The following is a 15,416-nucleotide window of genomic DNA, read 5'->3' as shown; positions in this document are numbered from 1 at the left end:
ACTTTAGTCCACAATAATAAAACTTACGTACGGAGATCTATCCGATGACCGACGCTCGCCTTCGGGTACGCTCACTCATTGCAGCCCTTATCCTGCTTGCCCTTACCTCCCTTACCGCACGAGCGGAAACCGCAGACGGGTTTCTTTCCGACCTGCACACATTCCGGGTAAGCAATTACCTCGCCCTGGATGCCTACTACCGCTTCAGCACCGACGGCGATACCGACACCCTCAACGAGATTGTCGGCAGTATCAACAGCGCCAATTCTTCCATGAACAATCTCGCTGAAAGTACCGCAGGCGTGTTAAGCAATGAGGAAGTCGAAAACCTCAACCAGGAATTCGATACGTTCAAGAGCCTGATGCGGGACAACATCAACGACGTACGCGACACTGGCTATCCCGATCTGCGGCTGGTGTCTGATATGGCCAACCAGGCCCTGACCATGAGCGAGATGGCCACAGAGCTCTATCAGGTCTCCAGCGAAAGCAGCCAGACGTCTACCAACAATCGCGTCGAAGCCGCACGATCCGCAGCCATCACCCTGGCGCAGATGATGGCCAAGTACTCAGCCAGGACCCATTCCACGGTGGCGCAGACATTCCAGGGGTCATCGACTGAAGAGGCCCTTGACGAGCAAGCCCGCAAATTCGATACCCTGCTGGAGAAAATCAATCAGGGGAACAGTCAGGGTGAACTGAAGGCCGCCCTGGACGATTTGTCATCGAAGTGGCAGTTCATTCGCGGCTCCTACATCAACTACAACGCCAACAACGTCTCATTCGTGATTGATCGCTATTCCAAGGGCATCCTTCGCGGGCTGGACGCCACCATCGAACTGCTTCAGCAAAACGCCTGACGTCACATCGGGCCCTGCGCTTGCCGGCACCCGGGTCCGCCATTCCCCGTTTTTTTTGATGCCAGTCAGTTCCGGAAAGGACTTTTTCGACTATCCTCAATGCATGGCAAGGCTTTAAGAGTCTCGGTTCGTCAAGGAGTAATACAATGTCAACCTATCAGAAAATGCTGGTCGCCATCGATCTCACCGAGGAAGCCCCCCAGGTCCTCAATAAGGCCCAGGAAATCAGCAAGGCCCATGACGCTGAACTGTTATTGGTGCATGTGGTGGAACCCGTGGGCTACGCCTATGGGGGCGACATCCCGATGGATTTGACGGAACTGCAGGATCAACTGGACAAGGCAGCCAGGGAGCAACTGGCCGCCTATGGCAATCAATACGGCGTAACGACCGACAACCAGGTGATTACCGTGGGCAGGCCGGAGTCGGAAATACACCGACTGGCCAAGGAACAGGATGTGGACCTCGTCATCGTTGGCAGCCACGGTCGCAAGGGTTTTCAGCTGTTACTGGGCTCAACCGCCAACGGCGTACTTCATGGCACGGAGTGTGATGTCCTGGCTGTCAGGATTCGCTGATTCCCTTCCTTCCCTTCACCGGGCAGGTGCTGGCTCCCGCCAGGCCGCCCGGTACATCCGCCGGATTCAAGATCCGCCTTCCATTTTGCTCTCCAGCTTGCGCAATTGGCTTTCAAGGGAAAAGCTGACACTCGAGGCCATGGAGAAGAAATTCAACAGCGCCTTCAGGTTGCTGTCACCCTTGCACACCGAATGAATCCTTTGCCACAGCGCCTGGTTGACCAGTTGTAGCCGCTGGTTCCGCTCCACCAGACCTTTCAGCTCCCAATCGGGCTCCTGATGGTTGCGTTTGGCAAAGTATTGCTGAAGCAGGTAATGGGACACGCTTCTCATGATGAATTCATCGGTATTGGCGAACGGCAGGTGGTGGACCGCCATGGATTTGAGCTCTCCCAACACCGGGCAGCCGCTGGTCGCCATCTTCAGTCCGAGCAGGGAGCGCAGTGCCTCCTCCAGGGAGGTGGACTTGGAATAGGTGCGGCGCTCATCGGTGACCGTCACCTCGACCTTCTGGTACGCCTCCTCGGCCTGGAAGGCGTTGACGACCGGAAGGATTTCCGTCGCTGCGGGACAATGGGGAGAATCCGCCGGTTTCAGCGGACAGTTGGAGCATTGGCAATGCTCAAGGCGAGCCCAGGATGGCAAAGGTGAAACGACCTCCGCAGGCTGGCTGGTCACCTTGAACTCAACCTGCCGCCCATCCTGAAACCTGAAATTATAATTAACGTTCATTGATTGGCCTGTTCTTCCAACTCCATCCACCGCTCGATTACCTGTTCCAGCCGGGCTTCCTTGTCCGACAACTCCGCCAGCGTAGCCGAGACTTCGGTCGGTGGGCCTGAATAAAATTCCGGATCCGAGATTTGCTTCCGGAGTGCAGCAACATCTGCCTCCAATGATTCAATTTTGCCCGGTAATTCCTCAAGCTCAAGCTTAAGCTTGTAACTTAATTTAGCGGGTTTTGATTTTGTGGATTCCGCCACATCTGCGACATTTTTCCGGGTCGATTCCACCGGCTTTACTGGTTTTTCCGGCTTTTCCGGAGCGCTTTTACGCTCTGCCGGGAAAAAACCACCCTGCCGGCGCCAGTCACTGTAACCACCTACGTATTCCCGCACAGCACCGGAGCCATCCAGGAAAATGGTATCCGTGACCACGTTATCCAGGAATTCCCGGTCGTGACTGATAACCAGCACAGTGCCCTTGAACTCCACCAACTGGGCCTCAAGCAGTTCCAGGGTTTCTACATCCAGGTCGTTGGTGGGCTCATCGAGCACCAGGATGTTGGCCGGTTTACTGAACAGCTTGGCGAGCAACAGACGCGCTCGCTCGCCGCCGGAAAATACGCTGACCGGCGAACGGGCCCGCTGAGGACTGAACAGGAACTCCTGCAGGTAGCCCAAAACGTGCTTGCTCTGACCATTGATCTCAATAAACTCCCGCCCTTCCGAAAGATTGTCGAGGGCGTTGCGCTCCAGGTCCAGTTCCCCCCGGAGCTGGTCAAAGTACGCCACTTCCAGATTCGTCCCCAGCCGGATCGAGCCCTCTGTCGGCTTCAGATCTCCAAGCATGAGCCTCACCAGGGTGGTTTTGCCGGTACCGTTTTCGCCCACCAGACCAATCTTGTCGCCACGGAGCACGGTCAGGTCCATGTCGCTGATCACCGGGCTGCCGTCCGGGTAACGGAATCCGGCCTCCTTCGCTTCCACAACAAGCTTGCCTGATCGGGCCGCGTCTTCCACCACAAAGCTGGCCGTGCCGCCACGAACACGACGCTGACGGTGCTCCTCACGCATGGCCTTCAGGGCCCTGACCCGCCCCATGTTGCGGGTTCGCCTGGCTTTGATCCCTTGCCTGATCCAGGCTTCTTCCTGCTTCAGGCGCTTGTCGAACAGAGCATTTTGTCGCTCCTCGTCTTCCAGCGCTTTCTCTTTCAGCTCCAGGTACTTGTCATAAGTCGCCGCGAAACTGATCAGTTTGCCTCGATCCAGCTCGACGATCCGGGTGGCCATCTTGCGAATGAATGCCCGGTCGTGGCTGACGAACAGGATAGCGCCCCGAAACTGCGTCAGCGCTTCCTCAAGCCAGGCGATGGCCGGCACATCCAGATGGTTGGTCGGCTCATCCAGCAACAGGATATCCGGTTCGGCCACCAGCGCTTTCGCCAACAGCACCCGCCGCTGCCAGCCCCCGGAGAGGGTGTTCAGAGTCTGCTCAGGGTCAATGCTGTACTGCTCAAGAATCGCGTTAACCTTCTGATCCAGGCGCCACCCGTCGAGGGCCTCCAGCCGCTCCTGAACCTTCATCATTTGATCCAGGCTCGCCTCATCCGCCAATTGCGAAAGGGTATGGAAACGGGCCAGCAGCTCACCGGTCTCCGGAAACGCGCTGGCAACCACTTCGTAGGATGTGCGGTTATCCTCGGCGGGCAGGTTCTGGGGCAACACTGCCAGCGTCGCCCCTTCATCCAACCGCACGACGCCGCTTTCGGGGGTTATCTCACCGCTGACGATCCTCAGCAGGGTGGATTTGCCTTCACCGTTGCGGCCAAGCAGACACACCCGCTCCCCCGCTTCGATATTCAGCGAGGCGTGATCCAGCAGCGGCTGCATACCAAAAGCCAGGGAAATGGCGTCCAGCGTTAACAATGGCACCGTGTTATTACTCCGTAATTCTGTTGATGACCGGGTCGCCGACACGGATGGTGCCTGGCGACTCGTGAATTGCATTCATGCCGAAAATGATGCCGTCGGCGGTGCGGCGATATTGTCCGAGGGTTCGCAAAGGCTGAAGGTCCGCTCCTTTCGTGCCGGTATCCGGGTCGACGGTCGTCATGACACACCGGGAACAGGGCTTGACCACACTGAATGCCTGCTCGCCGATCAGCAACTGACGCCAATCGTCCTCGCTCCAGGGCTCTCCCCCCTCAACCACGATATTAGGGCGGAACCGACGCATCTCCACCGGTCTGTCGAGCCGGCCGTTCAGCTCACCCAGCGAAGCGAGATTGGTGATCAGGAACGGAAAACCATCGGCAAAGCTTACTCTTCGCTCCTCGGTCACCCGCCCGGCATCAACCCTGCGGAAAGAGGCATCCGGCATGTAGACAAAACGGAAATCCTCGCCACAGAAACGGCTTAACGCGCCTGAGACTTCTGGCGCCCCGTAAACCGCCTTCACCCAATCGCGCCATACCAGCACCCGGGCTTCGTCTTCACCAGGTTGCAGCAGGTACTCGCCCTCACCCGGGATGCTCACCCTAACACAATCCCCTTCAAGCGATGTATGTATCCGCGCCAGCATCGGGTAATCACGCTGGGTCACGAATCGCCGTTCGGAATCAACAATCATCCAGCGACGATCATTCGCTGGACCGAAGTCGTCCATATCAAAGGAACTGACCGGAATGCCGGCAAGGGACTTGACCGGATAGATATACAGGGAATGGATTCGCACAATGCCTCCCGCAGCCACAAATACTGAAAGATCGGGCGAAGAGTATAACCGAGTTAAATCGGGAAACGTGGAAATGCAGTGCCTGGAAACGAAGAAACCCGGCCGTTTTAAGGGCCAGGTTTCCGGAATCTGGAGCGGGAAACGAGATTCGAACTCGCGACCCCAACCTTGGCAAGGTTGTGCTCTACCAACTGAGCTATTCCCGCTTGTGGTTGCTGGCTTGATGCCGACAACGGAGGCGTATTCTACGGATTCGTTCGCGGGCGTCAACCACTTTTTGGCAAGTTTTTTGGCCCTGCCGGTGGTGACTGATCAGGTATTATCCTGCCTCCGCTCTGAGGTGCTCGCAATCTGGCCGCTTTCGCAATTCAGATACCCCGATGACTGCAGCCAGTTCTGATCCGGGTAATACTTGAATACCAGTTGCCCGCCCTTCAGGTTATCCACCACCTTCTGAATCACCTGCTGATCCACGGCGGGACAGCCATGGCTGCGCCCGATCCGGCCGTAATCACGGACCCAGTTGTCATTCACATAGTCCGCGCCATGGATCACGATGGCGCGCTGTCGCGCCAGATCATTGATGCCGGGCTCCAGCCCATCCAGTCGCAAGGAGTATCCATGCTTTCCGCGATAGGATTCACTGGCCTTGAACAGGCCAATACTGGACTGGTAGCTCCCTTCAATATTGGAGAACGCCGTGGATTCCAGATTTCCCGAATTCTTGCCATGGGCAACCAGATCCTTGAGCAAGAGCTCGCCGCTGGCCAGATCAAAAATCCAAAGGCGTTCCTCACTGGACGGCAGTGAGAAATCGATCACCGCAAGCCGCTCCGGCATTTCAACACCGTTCGACACCGCGCATGAAGAAGCCTGCAATGCCCGTTGCAAAACCTCCACATTCAGTTTCGGAGCAACGCCGGAAAGTCGTGTCAGGAGAGAATTGTCAAAAGATGCTGCAGCACCCTGCCCGGGGAGAAACAGCGCCGTGGCCAGCACCAGACCGAAACGGCCCGCCCTTCGATTTTTCAGCATTCGATAAACCCTGTCAGATCAGCTCAACAAATAGCATAGCGGGCAATAAAAACCCGCGCCTGAGCCCAAGTGTCGGGCATTCTATCAGGGAAAATCGGGATGTCCGTCATAATGTACAATATTTATACAAAACACCATAGAGAACCACCACTGGCTAATGGACCGCCAATATCAGGCACACGATCCGGTGCACAGACGCCTCAAGCACTTCCTGTTCCACCACTCGCCGGTTCAGCAGGGTATCGTAGCCAAGGCCAAGTACCACATTAACCAGTAGCGATGCGTCCCTTGCCGGAGTGGGTGAATCCAGCCTCTGAAGGATCTGCTCCAGGCCCGCCACCCAGGCACTGCGGTAACTGCGCGCCAGATCCGCAAGCCGCTCATCCCGCAACGATTCCATCAGGAACACCTGCTCGGCCAGCACCTGCTCACGACGATCGGAAAACTGTTCGGCAAGGTAAGCTGCGGTAATAGCGGTCAACCTTGACGCCAGTTCACGACGTCCGCTACCTCCGCGATGGAGACTGTCTGGCGGAACGTTGTCCAGCACCAGGTTAATGGTGTCATAGAATCTGCCGAGGTCTTCCCGGGCTTTTTCCGCAAACAGCATGAACGAATCGCTGATCAGCTCATTGATGTCGCGGAAGTAGTAGGTTGTTGCGGCCAGGGGAACTTTCGCTTCGCGTGCAACAGCGCGATGCTTGATTCCCCGCAGGCCGTCCCTGGCGGCGATGCGCAACGTGGCTTCGAGAATCTGTACACGTCGATTCTCACTTTTGGCCCTGACGGTTTTGCGGCCGCTGTAGTGAATCGATTCCCGGAAGGAGCGATCCTCGGGAAGCTCCCTTGAATGCCATAGATTCAATGCCTGCGCGTGTCCCATGGTTGCCATCCTGCTTCGTCATCCTGACGGCCGGCGAGGAACCGGTCGCATGGCCGGGCGTCACCCGGAGTTATTGTTACTTTTTGTAAATCATGACGAAAACACGCGGGGCAAACGTTGACGGAATCGGCACTTTTCACGCTCTGACCCATTGACGGCAGCAGCGGCGGCGTTACTGACCGAAGCGTCGCCCCTGCTTCAGGTAGGTTGCTTCTTCAGGCGTGGATGGGCGTTTCAGTATCGCGTTGCGGTGGGGAAAGCGGCCAAATTTACAGATAATATCGCGATGATCATGGGCTGCCTCAACAAAGCTCTTCATGAAATCCCCCAGAATGCCATCGGCGGAGGCCGCCAGCTGCTCATAGCATTCCACCGACAGGTTCTGGTCTTCCCGGCGTTCGGAATGCTGCAGGGGCATGTAGAGGAAAGCCCGTTGTACGGCGGGCAGCATCATATCCTGACCATGATCCATGGCCTGACGGGTCAGCGTTCTGGCTACCTTGTCATGTTCGAATGCCAGGGCGTTTCCCCGGTAGATGTTCCGCGAAAACTGGTCCAGCAACACAATCTCCGCCAACGCACCGCCCGCCTGCTTGCGCCAGTGCACAAGGCCGCTCTCGGATGCGAAAAGCACAAGGGATAAAAAGCGGTGACGAATTTCCTGGTCGAACCTGCGGTCCGAGCGAAACCAGCGGTTGCGATGAAAGCTGTCCGGCAACCCGTCATCATCAAGTTCACCAAACCAGAAATCCAGAATGTCATTCCAATCGAACATAAGGGGCTACACCGTCAGTTATGGCCAGGCCAAAGGGTCAGTACATCATCTATCCTGCTACAATTCATAAGATGCAGGCCAGCATTCTTCACAGGAGAGCTCATGTCCGAAGGACACCGTATTATTCTTCTCGCCCACGGCAGCAGCGACAAGCGTTGGTGCGAGACATTCGAACAACTGGCCGCGCCCACCGTCAACTCGGTAGCGGGCTCGCGGATCGCCTATATGGAACTGGCCACGCCTTCTCTGGAGCAAATCGTCGAGCAAGGTGTTAAGGAAGGCGTCCAAACCTTTACCGTGGTGCCTCTGTTCCTGGCCGCTGGAAGGCATCTTCGCAAGGATGTACCGGCCATGATCCGCTCGCTTGAGGAAGCTCACGGTATTTCCATCAGCCTTGCACCACCCATCGGGGAGAATCCCCGGCTTGGCGTAGCCATTCGCGACGTTGTTGAGCAGGAGCTGGCAAAATAGTATCACCCGGAAACCACGGACAGGCCAGAGGGGGCGTTCAAATGAACCATCGGATTCTAGTAACCGGAGGCACCGGATTCATCGGCCAGGTGCTATGCCCGAAACTGATTGCCAAAGGCTACAGCCTGACGGTGCTCAGCCGCCAGAGTGAAGCGGACGTCCTTGCGGCCTGTGGCCGGGTCGAGGCGGTGTCGGATCTTGACCTGCTGGTGGATCATCCGGGATTCGACGGCGTGATTAATCTCGCCGGGGAAGGCATTGCCGACAAACGCTGGAGCAACCAGCGCAAACAGCAGCTCAGGGACAGCCGTATTGCCCTCACCCGCCGACTGGTGTCGGTGATCAGGACCTGGAGTTCCAGGCCGACAGTGCTGGTTTCGGGATCTGCGGTTGGGTTCTACGGCAATCAGGGCTCGATCCGGGTCACCGAAGACACACCTCCCAACGACGAATTTACCCATCGGCTCTGCAGGGATTGGGAAGCGGAAGCGAACAAGCTTGAGGCTGATGGCGTTCGGGTATGCCTGTCCCGGACTGGTGTCGTCGCCGGCGCGGATGGCGGGTTCCTCCGACGCATGTTGTTGCCCTTCCGCCTTGGCCTTGGCGGGCGCCTGGGTAGTGGCAACCAGTACATGCCCTGGGTTCACCGCGACGATGTCGTTTCAGCACTGATCTTCATGCTGGAATCCGAGAATGCCACCGGCCCCTACAATGTGGTCAGTCCGAATCCGGTCACCAACCGTGAGTTCACCCGCTGCCTGGCCAGCGCCCTCAACAGGCCCGCGATCTTTCCGGCTCCGGCGCCCGTATTGAGGGCCGCACTCGGCGAAATGTCACGGCTTTTACTGACAGGCCAACAGGCTGTCCCGCAACGCCTGTTACAGCAGGATTTCCGGTTTACCTACCCAGACCTGACAGCGGCACTGGAAAGCTGCGTTCGCTAACAACCGAATTTTTTTCAAGAAACTGTTTGACAGAGAATAAAGCCTTACTTAATATACGCGCCACCTCGACGAGGCAAGTCAGTAAGAACGATGCGTCCCCTTCGTCTAGTGGCCCAGGACTCCGCCCTTTCACGGCGGCAACAGGGGTTCGAACCCCCTAGGGGACGCCATTTTTTTTCTGACACTACACCACCTTTCCGGGCTGGTGAGATTCTCCCCCGTGTTTTCTTTCCTTATGGTCCCTGGAATCCTTCATCACGAAGAGCCCAACACCAACAAAAAACAGCACCATCAGAAAGACGGTCGCAATTCCAGCCATCACTACCGCGTCCATATACATAATCCGACCTCCATCGGCCATTTCATTTAACCAGTCCCAGATTACGCCGAAGGCCCGGCAACGATATTGACCTGCATCAAACAGTGACCCCGCTTTATTCGTTTTAAAACTCGGACCCCACCACAATTCTTCCGTTTTTTCTTTATTTGCGAAGCACTTGAAAGAAACTGCTGCTATAGTCCTGAAGGTAATGAACTGTCCGTTTCACGAATAACTGGTCAGGGTGGCTGAAGTAACGACATGCAAAAACTGTCGACGCGTGTGCGACGCTTCCGAACGGGATCTCCCCTGTCTTTCCGGTTACTTGCCTGGATACTGCTGTTCAGTTCCGTTTTCACCCTCATCGCATCCGCCATCCAACTGTATTCCGATTACCACAAAGACCTTGGCCAGATTGACAACCGCATGCGTGTAGTGGAGACCGGTTACGCCACCAGCCTGGCCCGAAGCCTGTGGGCACTGGACCAGAAACTGCTCCAGACCCAGATGGAAGGAATACTCAGCCTTCCCGACATCGCTCACCTGCGCCTTCGCATCGAGCCCGACTCGGAGCTGGTGATGGGCCAGGTCGCCCGTGACGCACAGACCAGATCCCACAGCTTCGATCTCATCCACCATGGCGATGAGATATTCAAGCTCGGCGAACTGACCGTTACGGCAGACCTGGACCGGGTTTACGGGGAAATGAAGCGGAAAGCGGGATTGATCCTGGTCACCGAGTTTTTCAAGACATTCCTGGTATCCATTCTGATCATCTGGATTTTCCAACACTTCGTGGCCCGCCACTTATCCACCATGGCCAGTTATGCCCGTCAGATCTCCCTGACCAACCTGGCCGAACCGCTGAAGCTGGATCGACCAGACTCCCCACTGAACCGTCAGGATGAACTGGCTCGGGTCACCGATGCCATCAACCAGATGCGGGACCGGCTAAATAAGGATGTCGCCCGCCAGGAACGGGATGCGGCGGAAATTCGGAAATTCTCCAAAGCCATTGAACAGAGCCCGTCTTCGGTCCTGATCTGCGACCGCCAATGGCGGATCGAGTTCGCCAACCAGAAGTTCACCCAACTGACCGGTTATGACGCCAACGCGATTATTGGCAAACACCCGGGCGCACTGTCCGAGAACGCCATGGAGCACCGTGAAACCAAGCATCTGTGGCAATCCATTCGCCTGCAGGTCCAGCGGGTGGGTGTCTGGCAGGGCGAGGTCAACAGCGTACGCCGCAACGGAGAGCGATTCTGGGAGCAACTGATCGTCACCCCCATCAAGAATTCCGACGGCCAGGCAACCGGTTACCTGATCCTCGGCGAAGATATCAGCATCCGCAAACGGTACGAGCAACAACTGCTCCGGCAGGCCAACTATGACATCCTCACCGGCCTACCCAACCGGATGCTGGCGCTGGATCGCCTGAAACTCGCCCTGGCACAAGCCAGGCGGGAAAATTCCCTGGTCGGCGTGATGTTCCTGGACCTGGACAACTTCAAGCACATCAATGACACCCTGGGGCACGATGCCGGCGATAACCTGCTGATCGAAGCGGCACGCCGGGTATCAAGCTGTCTTCGCGGCACCAGCACCGTGGCACGCCTTGGTGGTGATGAGTTCCTGGTGATCCTGCCGGGGCTGACCGGCGCCAACGCAACCTCCCAGGTCGCTGAACGGATCCTGAAAACCTTCGAGCCGCCGTACTTGCTCAATAATCAGGAAGTGTTCGTCACCACCAGCATTGGCATCGCCATCTTCCCGACCGACTCCGACAACAGCGGAACCCTGCTGCAGCACGCCGATGCCGCCATGTACCAGGCCAAACACATGGGCAAGAGTTCCTATGCCCACTTTGCACCGGAAATGAAGGAAGTCTCCCATGAACGGCTGCAAATGGAATCGCGAATGCGCCGGGCGCTGGAACAGAACGAATTCGAACTCTATTTCCAGCCCATTGTCCGTACCGACACCGGCGCACTGTGCTCCGCCGAGGCACTGATTCGCTGGAATAACCCCAGTATGGGCATGGTCATGCCAGACCGCTTCATCCCCCTGGCGGAAGAGACCGGTTTGATTACTCCCATCGGTGAATGGGTGCTTCAGGAGGCCTGCCACAAGGCGATGAAATGGCGCGAAATCACGGGCACCAAAGTGGGTGTCTCGGTGAACGTGTCCCCCCGCCAGTTCCGGGACCAGGGCTTCACCGACGCCGTCATGAACGCCCTGGAGGCCAGCGGCCTGGAAGCCAGTACACTGGAACTTGAAATCACCGAGCGACTGATTCTCGATAACACCATCGAAACCGCGGATATCCTGAGACAGCTCGACACTGCAGGCATACGGCTTTCCGTGGACGATTTTGGCACCGGCTATTCGGCTCTGAGCTACCTGAAGAGCTACCCGTTCGATACCCTTAAAATCGACAAGTCGTTCGTTCAGGATGTCATGACCGAACAGGACGATGCCTCGCTGGTCAAAGCCATTATCAACATGGCCCACAGCCTGGGCCTGACGGTCATTGCCGAAGGCGTTGAAAACGAAGCCCAGACTCACTTCCTGCAAGAGGAAGGATGCGACTACTCCCAGGGTTACTTCTACAGCCGGCCGATGCCAGAGGAAGAGTTTGAAAAGTGGCTACGTACCAATCATCGTGTCCAGCCCTGACATTCAACTGAACGGATTCATCCATGGAAGACACCCTACTCGTTATCAATTGTGGCAGCTCGTCCCTGAAAGCGGCCCTGTTTGACACCAGTTTCAACAAGCTTGCCTCCGCGCTCGCCGAGAGGCTCGGGACAGAAGACGCCTTCGCCAGCGTGCCTTCGCAATCACTGGACATCCCGCTGCAAAGCGGCTGTAACCACCGTGACGCCCTACGTGCGGTGGTTACGGCATTCCGTGACCATGGCCTGCTCACCGCCGCGCCGGTGGCCATTGGCCATCGGGTGGTTCACGGGGGAGAAACCTTTCGCCAGGCAGCGCTGATAACCGATGATGTCCTTCAGGCCATTGAGGACTGTGCCAGCCTCGCACCGCTGCACAATCCGGTCAATCTCACCGGCATAGAAGCGACCAGAGATCTGTTCCCGGACGTACCGCAGGTGGCGGTCTTTGACACCGCCTTCCATCAGACGCTGCCGAAGCACGCCTATCTCTATGCGTTACCCTATCGGTTTTACCGGGATTGGGGCGTTCGCCGCTATGGCTTCCATGGCACCAGCCACCAGTTCATGGCGAACGAGACGGCCCGCCTGCTGGAGAAGGCCCCTGACCAGACGTCTGTCATCTCCGCCCACCTCGGCAACGGCTGCAGCATTACGGCCATCCGTGACGGGGTCAGCGTGGATACCAGCATGGGCCTTACACCCCTGGAAGGCCTGGTGATGGGCACCCGCAGCGGCGATATTGACCCCGGGCTGTTCGATTTCCTCAAGGGCAAGGGGATCAACGCGGAAGAAGTACACCGGATTCTCAACAACGACAGCGGGTTACTCGGGCTGTCCGGGAAAACCAACGACATGAGATCCCTCAGTGAGCAGGCCGAAGACGGCCACGAGCCCTCAGCCCTGGCCATTGAGGTATTCTGTTTCCGCCTGGCCCGCTATATCGGCGCCATGATGGCATCCCTGACTCAGCTTGATGCCCTGGTGTTCACTGGCGGCATTGGCGAAAACAGCGCCCTGGTGCGGGAAAAGACCCTCGGTCACCTCCGCTTGGCCGGCTTCTCCCTTGACCCGTCATCCAATCGGCAACACGGGAAGCACACCGGCGGCCGAATTGACCAGGCCGACAGTCGATTCAGGGTGATGGTCATCCCCACCAACGAGGAGTTGGTCATTGCCCGGGAAGCCCTGGACGCCCGTCACCCTCAACGCCAAAGCTGAACACGCAACACCTGCAAGGATATCTCTATGGCCAAAAACCTGTTTATCGCGCCAACGTCCATGGATTCCGGCCTGACGTCCGTCTGTCTGGGACTGCTCAGGGCCCTGGAGCGGGTCGGAGTCAGTGTCGGATTCTACAAGCCTTTCAGCCAGTCGGTTCACCAGGGCGAATCCCAGCACAATGATGGCAAGGACGCCTCCGTTGCCTTCGTTCGCGCCCGCAGCCACCTCGAGCCACCGGACCCCATGAGCCTGAAGGAAGCTCAGCAATTGCTGAACAAGGGTAAATCCGATCTGCTGATGGAAACCATCGTGGGCGAGTACCAGAAAGTTGCGAAAACCGTTGATGTGGTCATCATTGAAGGCCTGGTGCCGGACCGCAGCGAAGCCTACATCGCCCGCCTCAACGTGGAGCTGGCGCGAAACCTCGGATCGGAAGTCGTACTGGTCAGCACACCGAAGAATGCCACAGCCAAAGAACTGGACGAAGAGCTGGATTTCTCATCACGGTTGTTTGCCAGCCCTTCCGATCCTGACGTGATTGGCATCGTCCTGAACAAGGTGGGCGAACCCGAAAAGTCGGAATTTACACCGCGGGTCAACTCCGCAGCGTCCAATGCCCACGTCGATTTCCAGACCGACTGCAAGGTATTCGCCGAGGGCCGTTTCCGGCTGCTGGCATGCATTCCCTGGCAACCGGAACTGCTGGCCGTTCGGGTGTCGGACATCGCCCGGGAAATGCAGGTATCCGTGCTGCACGAGGGCCATATGCACGCCCGCAGGGTTCAGAAGGTCTCGGTTTGTGCGCGCACCATCAGAAACATGGTGGACACCCTGAGGCCTGGCACCCTGATGGTCACCCCCGGGGACCGGGAGGACATCATCGTAGCCACGGCCGTGGCGGCGCTCAACGGTGTTCCTCTGGCCGGTCTGATGCTGACCGGTGACCTGATGCCCGACGAGCGGGTGGTCGACCTGTGCCGGAGGGCCCTGGACACGGGGCTGCCGGTACTGCGTGCAGAAACCAACACCTATGAAACCGCCCATCGCCTGGCCAATCTGTCGGCGGCCATCCCGATTGACGACCCCGACCGGATCGAAAACGCCATGGAAGCCGTCGCCACCCGGGTGGATACCGACTGGCTTCAGCAACACCTGAAGGTTCAGCGCCAGAGCCGACTCTCACCGCCGGCCTTCCGCTATCTGCTGTCCGAGCGCGCAAGGGCCGCGGCCAAACGCATTGTCCTGCCGGAAGGCAATGAACCCCGTACCGTCCAGGCAGCCATCATCTGTCACCAGCGGGGCCTGGCCCGATGCGCCCTGATAGGCGACCCTGCCGAAATCGGGAACGTCGCGAAATCCCAGGGACTGGACCTGCCGGACGACATGGAGATCATCGATCCTGCCAAAGTGCGGGGCGACTACATTCAACCCATGGTTAGCCTGCGGAAACACAAGGGCCTGGCGCCCGATATGGCCGAAGCCATGCTGGAAGACAACGTAGTGCTAGGCACCATGATGGTGGCCATGGACGAAGCCGACGGGCTGGTGTCAGGCGCTGTTCATACCACCGCCAACACCGTGCGCCCTGCCCTTCAACTGATCAAGACCCACGACGCAGCCAAGGTAGTGTCATCCGTCTTCTTCATGCTGCTGCCACAACAGGTGGTGGTCTACGGAGACTGCGCCATCAACCCCGATCCGAACGCCGAGGAGCTTGCGGATATCGCCATCCAGAGCGCCCAGTCGGCGGAAGCGTTCGGCATTGAACCGGTGGTGGCGATGATCAGTTACAGCACCGGCGAGTCCGGCAGCGGGCAGGATGTGGAGAAAGTGCGGGAAGCCACGCGTATCGCCCGGGAACGTCGCCCGGACCTGCTGATCGACGGCCCTCTGCAATATGATGCCGCCGCCATTGAAAGCGTCGCTAAAAGCAAGGCGCCGGACAGCGAAGTGGCAGGACGTGCCACAGTCTTTATCTTTCCGGATCTCAATACTGGCAATACCACCTACAAGGCGGTGCAGCGCAGTGCAAACGTGGTGAGTATCGGTCCCATGCTCCAGGGTCTGAGAAAGCCGGTCAACGACCTGTCGCGGGGCGCGCTGGTGGAGGATATCGTCTTTACCATCGCCATCACGGCGGTTCAGGCGAAGCAGGTCGAAAATGCGGGGCTGGCCTGACCGCCCCGCAAGCGA

Annotated in this window: 14 protein-coding genes and 2 tRNA genes; 8 read left to right on the top strand and 8 right to left on the bottom strand. The window is 57.8% G+C overall.

Annotation, left to right across the window (positions count from 1 at the left end; translation table 11 throughout):
- Nucleotides 1-44 precede the first annotated feature (44 nt).
- Both ACJO5Y_RS00725 and ACJO5Y_RS00720 read left to right on the top strand, forming a co-directional pair.
- Nucleotides 45-860 carry a hypothetical protein gene (locus ACJO5Y_RS00725; protein ID WP_406984268.1) on the top strand — a complete coding sequence of 272 codons (816 nt, stop codon included), beginning with the start codon at nucleotides 45-47 and terminating at the stop codon, nucleotides 858-860.
- Nucleotides 861-1,006: 146 nt separating this feature from the next.
- Nucleotides 1,007-1,438 carry a universal stress protein gene (locus ACJO5Y_RS00720; RefSeq protein ID WP_406984267.1) on the top strand — a complete coding sequence of 144 codons (432 nt, stop codon included), beginning with the start codon at nucleotides 1,007-1,009 and terminating at the stop codon, nucleotides 1,436-1,438.
- 66 nt (nucleotides 1,439-1,504) lie between these two features.
- Here the strand turns inward: ACJO5Y_RS00720 and ACJO5Y_RS00715 are convergent, their stop codons facing one another.
- From ACJO5Y_RS00715 to ACJO5Y_RS00685, 7 genes are all read right to left on the bottom strand, one after another.
- Nucleotides 1,505-2,170: a DUF6901 family protein gene (locus ACJO5Y_RS00715; RefSeq protein WP_406984266.1), complete on the bottom strand. Its 666-nt coding sequence runs from the start codon at nucleotides 2,168-2,170 to the stop codon at nucleotides 1,505-1,507.
- A complete protein-coding gene (locus ACJO5Y_RS00710; RefSeq protein ID WP_406984265.1) occupies nucleotides 2,167-4,092 on the bottom strand; it encodes an ATP-binding cassette domain-containing protein in 1,926 nt (641 codons plus the stop codon). The genes ACJO5Y_RS00715 and ACJO5Y_RS00710 overlap by 4 nt, the downstream gene beginning before the upstream one ends.
- A 7-nt stretch (nucleotides 4,093-4,099) precedes the next feature.
- Nucleotides 4,100-4,894 carry an MOSC domain-containing protein gene (locus tag ACJO5Y_RS00705; protein ID WP_406984264.1) on the bottom strand — a complete coding sequence of 265 codons (795 nt, stop codon included), beginning with the start codon at nucleotides 4,892-4,894 and terminating at the stop codon, nucleotides 4,100-4,102.
- Between the two features lie 130 nt (nucleotides 4,895-5,024).
- A tRNA-Gly gene (locus tag ACJO5Y_RS00700) sits at nucleotides 5,025-5,100 on the bottom strand.
- A gap of 106 nt (nucleotides 5,101-5,206) precedes the next feature.
- Entirely contained in the window at nucleotides 5,207-5,929 is a 723-nt protein-coding gene (locus tag ACJO5Y_RS00695; RefSeq protein WP_406984263.1) for a murein L,D-transpeptidase catalytic domain family protein, read from the bottom strand.
- 154 nt (nucleotides 5,930-6,083) lie between these two features.
- On the bottom strand, nucleotides 6,084-6,812 hold the full coding sequence (locus ACJO5Y_RS00690) for a TetR/AcrR family transcriptional regulator (RefSeq protein WP_406984262.1): 729 nt from the start codon (nucleotides 6,810-6,812) through the stop codon (nucleotides 6,084-6,086).
- Between the two features lie 172 nt (nucleotides 6,813-6,984).
- Nucleotides 6,985-7,587, bottom strand: coding sequence for a DUF924 family protein (locus ACJO5Y_RS00685; RefSeq protein WP_406984261.1), 603 nt, complete (start codon nucleotides 7,585-7,587; stop codon nucleotides 6,985-6,987).
- A 102-nt stretch (nucleotides 7,588-7,689) separates the two neighbouring features.
- On the opposite strand from ACJO5Y_RS00685, the gene ACJO5Y_RS00680 reads away from it, so the two are divergent.
- The 3 genes from ACJO5Y_RS00680 to ACJO5Y_RS00670 all read left to right on the top strand — a co-directional run bounded on the left by ACJO5Y_RS00680 (nucleotide 7,690) and on the right by ACJO5Y_RS00670 (nucleotide 9,172).
- Nucleotides 7,690-8,058 (top strand): sirohydrochlorin chelatase, encoded by a 369-nt coding sequence (locus tag ACJO5Y_RS00680; RefSeq protein ID WP_406984260.1) that lies wholly within the window; start codon nucleotides 7,690-7,692, stop codon nucleotides 8,056-8,058.
- Between the two features lie 41 nt (nucleotides 8,059-8,099).
- Nucleotides 8,100-9,002, top strand: coding sequence for a TIGR01777 family oxidoreductase (locus ACJO5Y_RS00675; protein ID WP_406984259.1), 903 nt, complete (start codon nucleotides 8,100-8,102; stop codon nucleotides 9,000-9,002).
- A gap of 94 nt (nucleotides 9,003-9,096) precedes the next feature.
- Nucleotides 9,097-9,172 (top strand) — tRNA-Glu (locus ACJO5Y_RS00670).
- A gap of 14 nt (nucleotides 9,173-9,186) precedes the next feature.
- Here the strand turns inward: ACJO5Y_RS00670 and ccoM are convergent.
- Nucleotides 9,187-9,336: a cytochrome c oxidase subunit CcoM gene (ccoM, locus tag ACJO5Y_RS00665; RefSeq protein ID WP_406984258.1), complete on the bottom strand. Its 150-nt coding sequence runs from the start codon at nucleotides 9,334-9,336 to the stop codon at nucleotides 9,187-9,189.
- A gap of 246 nt (nucleotides 9,337-9,582) precedes the next feature.
- Between ccoM and ACJO5Y_RS00660 the strand changes: the two genes are divergently transcribed.
- Genes ACJO5Y_RS00660 through pta form a run of 3 tightly spaced genes read left to right on the top strand, consistent with a single transcriptional unit; the run spans nucleotide 9,583 to nucleotide 15,401 of the window.
- Nucleotides 9,583-12,000 (top strand): bifunctional diguanylate cyclase/phosphodiesterase, encoded by a 2,418-nt coding sequence (locus ACJO5Y_RS00660; RefSeq protein WP_406984257.1) that lies wholly within the window; start codon nucleotides 9,583-9,585, stop codon nucleotides 11,998-12,000.
- Nucleotides 12,001-12,023: 23 nt separating this feature from the next.
- Nucleotides 12,024-13,220: an acetate/propionate family kinase gene (locus tag ACJO5Y_RS00655; protein ID WP_406984256.1), complete on the top strand. Its 1,197-nt coding sequence runs from the start codon at nucleotides 12,024-12,026 to the stop codon at nucleotides 13,218-13,220.
- 27 nt (nucleotides 13,221-13,247) lie between these two features.
- Complete coding sequence (gene pta / locus ACJO5Y_RS00650) at nucleotides 13,248-15,401, top strand: phosphate acetyltransferase (protein ID WP_406984255.1); 2,154 nt, start codon at nucleotides 13,248-13,250, stop codon at nucleotides 15,399-15,401.
- Nucleotides 15,402-15,416 lie beyond the last annotated feature (15 nt).

The sequence above is a fragment of the Marinobacter alkalisoli genome (assembly GCF_045449855.1).
Taxonomy (GTDB): Bacteria; Pseudomonadota; Gammaproteobacteria; order Pseudomonadales; family Oleiphilaceae; genus Marinobacter.
The sequence above is the reverse complement of the archived record's forward strand: the minus strand, read 5'-3'. Positions and strand labels throughout refer to the sequence as shown.